Below are 4,373 nucleotides of genomic sequence, written 5' to 3' on the forward strand. Positions count from 1 at the left end.
TAAATTTCATTATGAATACATTTTCAAACTTCCAGCTTGATTTGCTTGTGTGTGATGATAAGATTCAATCTCATAAAACTTTTTATAGCGGTGATATCTTAGATGTTGAGCTGAGTGGCGGCGGCTCAACTGACTTTAGAGCTGTATTTCAGTTTATAGAAAATGAACTTGATGATGTAAAACTGCTTCTGTATTTTAGCGATTTAGAAGGTACTTTTCCAAAAGAGAGCCCGATGTATGAGGTGAAATGGATAGCTCCAAGAGAGAGTGAAATCCCTTTTGGAGAGGTAATCGTTATAGAATCTTAGTTGTGCTCAATACGGTTTCTTCCGTTTTGTTTTGCGTTATACAAGAGCATATCTGCTTGACTTATGCTCTCATTAAGTGTGTCTTCTGGATTTAAGATTACACCTAGTGAGATTGTAATTTGAATCTTTTGTTCATCATCTAAAGATATTGTCGTATCTTGTACTTTTTCTCTTAAGCCCTCAAAATGTGATAGAGCTTCATCAGGAGTTCTATCTTTTAAAACAATACAAAACTCTTCGCCCCCAAACCTTGCTAACATATCATCTTCATCAACATATGTTCTGAGTATGTCTGCTAAAGTATTTATAACTTTATCGCCTACTTTATGTCCAAAAGTATCATTCACCTTTTTAAAATGGTCAATATTTATAATGCCAATTGCAAATCTTTCACCATCTGCAGTGGCTGCTTCAAAGTATGGTTGCATATGCTCAAAAAAGTATCTTCTGTTATAAAGACCTGTTAAGAAGTCTCTGTTTGCATGATTTGTTATTGCCTGAATATTTTCCAATGCTTCGATTGAGTTGTTGATTCGGCATGAAAACTCCTCTTTTGAGAATGGTTTTTTTATGTAATCATTTGCGCCATTTTTTAAAAACAGAGCTGTTGTATCATCGTCAAGATCGTTAGACATTGAGATGATTGCAAGATCATTTTTTGTATATTTTTTTCGTATCTCAATTGTTAACTCAAGACCGTCCATTACAGGCATATGATAGTCAGTTAGTACTAAACTAATGTCTGAAACACTCTCTAAAATCCCAAGAGCCTCTTCCCCATGCGCTACTGTTATGACTTTAAAAAACATATTTTCAAGCATACCTTGCATCTGTTTTCTAAAAATCATAGAATCTTCAACAACCAATACTTTATGATTTTGATTTTTTTTGAGTCTTGAGATAGTGTTTATTATAAAGTTTATATCATCAATACCACCCTTATTTACGTAGTCAATGATGTTCTTCTTAAGCATGTTAGAGCGAAACTCTTTATCTATATTTCCACTTAAAACTATAACTCTGTTCTTTAAGCCAAGCACATAATCAACGATTTCGCCATTTGGCGCGTCTGGAAGGTTTAAGTCAACAAGTGTTAAAAAGTACTCATACCTCTTTAAAAATAGTTTAGCTTCTGAAAAATTATAGGCTACTTCAACTTCAAAATCAAGCTCTAAATTTATTTTCTTAGCAATGAGTTTTGCTAATGTTTTATTATCTTCTACAACTAATATTTTCTCCATAAAATAGGCCTTCTTCATCAATATTTTTTTACAATTATAGTATAATTTTTTATGAATTTTTTAAATGCAATTATAGATAAATTAGAATCTAAAAAAAGAGTTTTTTTAACTGGTGGTGCTGGCGTTGGTAAAACCACACTCACCAAAAATATTATTACGCACTATGAACAAGAGGCAAAAAAAGTTGCTAAACTAGCTTCTACTGGGATGGCAGCTACGCTCATAGGTGGGCAAACTCTGCATAGCTTTTTTGATTTGGGGATTGCTAAAGATATAGAAGAACTTAAACAAAACTCTAAGTATGAAATAAAAGCAAAGGTGCAAAAACTTATTGCAAGTATGGATTTGATTGTTATAGATGAGATATCAATGGTAAGTGATACGCTCTTTGAGATGATTACTCTTCGTTTGGAACAAGGTAACTTTAAAGGCGCGCTTTTGGTTGTTGGCGACTTTTTACAACTTCCTCCTGTTGTTCGTGGATATGCTGAGGTGCGTTTTGCATTTCAGTCCGATGTTTGGGAGAAATTTGATTTTGAGATAGTTGAACTAACACATATTTATAGAACAGATGACAAGGAGTTTATAGAGCTTCTCTCTAAAGTGAGAGAGGGTTTTGTGGATGAGAAAGTTCATAATGAGCTAAATAGCTACATAAAGCCACTACCAGAGGATTTGAGTGAATTTACCTTTTTGTTTGCAAAAAACAACTCCGCAGCCATGCACAATAAAACTCAGTTGGCTTTTGTAGATAGTGAACTCCATACAAAAGAGGCGCAGATAATCAAACATGTAAAGAGCGTTAAAGATATGGATATAGAACGTTTTATGGATGATGCAAGAATTGAGAAGGCTTTAGAGATAAAGATAGGTGTTCCAATACTATTTACAAGAAACTCATGGAACTACTTTAATGGAGAACGTGGGGTTGTTGTAAACCTAGATGCTACTTATGTTTATGTACAAAAAAGTGATTTGGTTGTTATAAAGTTAGAGCGAGTAGCCCAGAGTAAATCTCATTGGGTTCAAAAAACCATAGATGCAAAGCCTCAGTTTGTCGAGGAGAGTCTCTTTAGCGTCTTTCAATATCCAATAAAACTCTCTTATGCCATAACTATCCACAAATCTCAAGGTATGTCGATTATGGATTTAGTTATACAGAGCAATGAAATCTTTGCACCTTCTCAGTTTTATGTAGCGATTTCAAGAAGCTCAAATCCAAAACGTCTAAATCTGATTGCGCCAAAGAGACAGTGGAGAGATATCATTTTTGTAAATGAGAAGGCTATGAGGTTTGTAAAAAATTCCACTATGCTATAATCATAAAAATAGATTTTAAGTGGAGATATTATGAGTAAAGTTATAATTGTTATGGCTGTTGTTCTAGGTATAGGATTTAGTGCATGTGCACAAAAAGAGGATGAATACCACTATAACAGAGCAAAAAGTGCTTCTGAGAAAGCGTTGAATAGTTTAGATAAAGAGTAGTGGTTAAACTCTCATAAATAGTGAGAGTTTAACAAAAGATATTTATAGATTTTTTTCGTGTTTTGCTAAGTACTCAGCAACACCTTCAGTAGAAGCCTTCATACCCTCATCACCTTTTTGCCAACCAGCAGCACAAACTTCACCATGCTCATCAGTAAACTGCATAGCGTCAACCATACGAATCATCTCATCAATGTTTCTACCAAGTGGCAAGTCATTGATAACAGCGTGACGAACAACACCTTTTCCATCAATCAAAAATGAACCACGAAGTGCAACTGACTCGCCAAATAGAACATCATAATCTCTTGAGATTTGTTTTGTAAGGTCTGCTACTAGTGGGTATTTGATACGGCCAATTCCACCACTGTTTACTGGTGTCTCTCTATGCAAAGTGTGAAAATTGGCTATCAACTGAAACACCAATTACATTTACATCACGCTTTTTAAACTCTTCTATTCTGTGAGAAAACGCAATGATTTCAGATGGACATACGAAAGTAAAGTCTAGTGGGTAGAAAAATAGAACTGTACCTTTTTTTCCAAGATTGTCTGAGAGTTTAAAGTTTTCAACGATTGAACCATCAGCTAAAACTGCTGTTGCACTAAAATCTGGAGCTGGATTTGTTACTAACATATAATGTCCTTGTTTAATTAAATTTGTATAATTTTAACAGAAGTATGTTAATCAAAATCCAATTTTTTTTAATGTCATAATGCTTTAAGAGAGAATCAAAGTTTGAAATTTTCTATATAAGTTTTTTTGCTATACTTTCGCTGATTTATGAAGAAAAACTTCATATTTCAATAAGGAAAATCGATGACAAAAGAAGCAAAAACTTTAAAAGAGTATATATTTACTTCAGAGTCTGTAACAGAAGGGCACCCTGATAAGATGGCAGATCAAATCAGTGATGCAATTTTGGATTATATTATTGAACATGACCCAAGTGCACATGTAGCGTGTGAAACACTTGTGTCAAACGGGTTTTGTATAATAGCAGGCGAACTGAAAACTACGGCCTATGCGCCAATGCAAGAGATTGTAAGGCGAGTTGTCCAAGAGATTGGTTATACCGATGCAACTTATGGGTTTGATTATCGCTCTGCTGCTGTGCTAAATGGCATAGGAGAGCAATCCCCAGATATAACGCAAGGTGTGACTCTTGAAGATGGAGAGATAGGAGCAGGAGATCAAGGACTTATGTTTGGTTATGCTTGTCGTGAAACAGATGTTTTAATGCCACTTCCTATATATCTAGCGCACCGTTTAACTAAGCGATTGGCTGAGGTTCGTAAAGTAGGAATTATTCCATACCTACGTCCAGATGGTAAA

Annotated in this window: 5 protein-coding genes and 1 pseudogene; 4 read left to right on the forward strand and 2 right to left on the reverse strand. The window is 34.6% G+C overall.

The features are described 5' to 3' along the window. Positions 1-308 (forward strand): VWA-like domain-containing protein (locus tag PHI38_RS09360; RefSeq protein WP_299855471.1); only part of this gene is annotated, 308 nt, incomplete at its 5' end. On the opposite strand, the gene PHI38_RS09365 is transcribed toward PHI38_RS09360, so the two are convergent. After that, positions 305-1,549 carry a diguanylate cyclase gene (locus PHI38_RS09365; RefSeq protein ID WP_299855473.1) on the reverse strand — a complete coding sequence of 415 codons (1,245 nt, stop codon included), beginning with the start codon at positions 1,547-1,549 and terminating at the stop codon, positions 305-307. The two genes, PHI38_RS09360 and PHI38_RS09365, sit on opposite strands and share 4 nt — an antisense overlap. A gap of 51 nt (positions 1,550-1,600) precedes the next feature. On the opposite strand from PHI38_RS09365, the gene PHI38_RS09370 reads away from it, so the two are divergent. Together PHI38_RS09370 and PHI38_RS09375 are read left to right on the forward strand one after the other, a co-directional pair. Continuing rightward, entirely contained in the window at positions 1,601-2,869 is a 1,269-nt protein-coding gene (locus PHI38_RS09370) for an AAA family ATPase (RefSeq protein WP_299855475.1), read from the forward strand. A gap of 30 nt (positions 2,870-2,899) precedes the next feature. After that, the gene (locus PHI38_RS09375; protein ID WP_299855477.1) at positions 2,900-3,037 is read left to right on the forward strand and encodes a hypothetical protein; all 138 of its coding nucleotides are present in this window, start codon (positions 2,900-2,902) and stop codon (positions 3,035-3,037) included. A 42-nt stretch (positions 3,038-3,079) separates the two neighbouring features. Here the strand turns inward: PHI38_RS09375 and PHI38_RS09380 are convergent. Next, positions 3,080-3,674 (reverse strand): annotated as a pseudogene (locus PHI38_RS09380) (peroxiredoxin). A gap of 183 nt (positions 3,675-3,857) precedes the next feature. Here PHI38_RS09380 and PHI38_RS09385 point away from each other — a divergent pair. After that, positions 3,858-4,373 (forward strand): S-adenosylmethionine synthetase N-terminal domain-containing protein (locus PHI38_RS09385; RefSeq protein WP_299855479.1); only part of this gene is annotated, 516 nt, incomplete at its 3' end.

This window comes from Sulfurimonas sp. (assembly GCF_028694895.1).
Lineage (GTDB): Bacteria > Campylobacterota > Campylobacteria > Campylobacterales > Sulfurimonadaceae > Sulfurimonas.

Bases quoted from the DNA above. Each gene is read 5' to 3' on its own strand.
- PHI38_RS09365 (WP_299855473.1), bottom strand. From the start codon at position 1,549: ATGGAGAAAATATTAGTTGTAGAAGATAATAAAACATTAGCAAAACTC.
- PHI38_RS09370 (WP_299855475.1), top strand. From the start codon at position 1,601: ATGAATTTTTTAAATGCAATTATAGATAAATTAGAATCTAAAAAAAGA.
- PHI38_RS09375 (WP_299855477.1), top strand. From the start codon at position 2,900: ATGAGTAAAGTTATAATTGTTATGGCTGTTGTTCTAGGTATAGGATTT.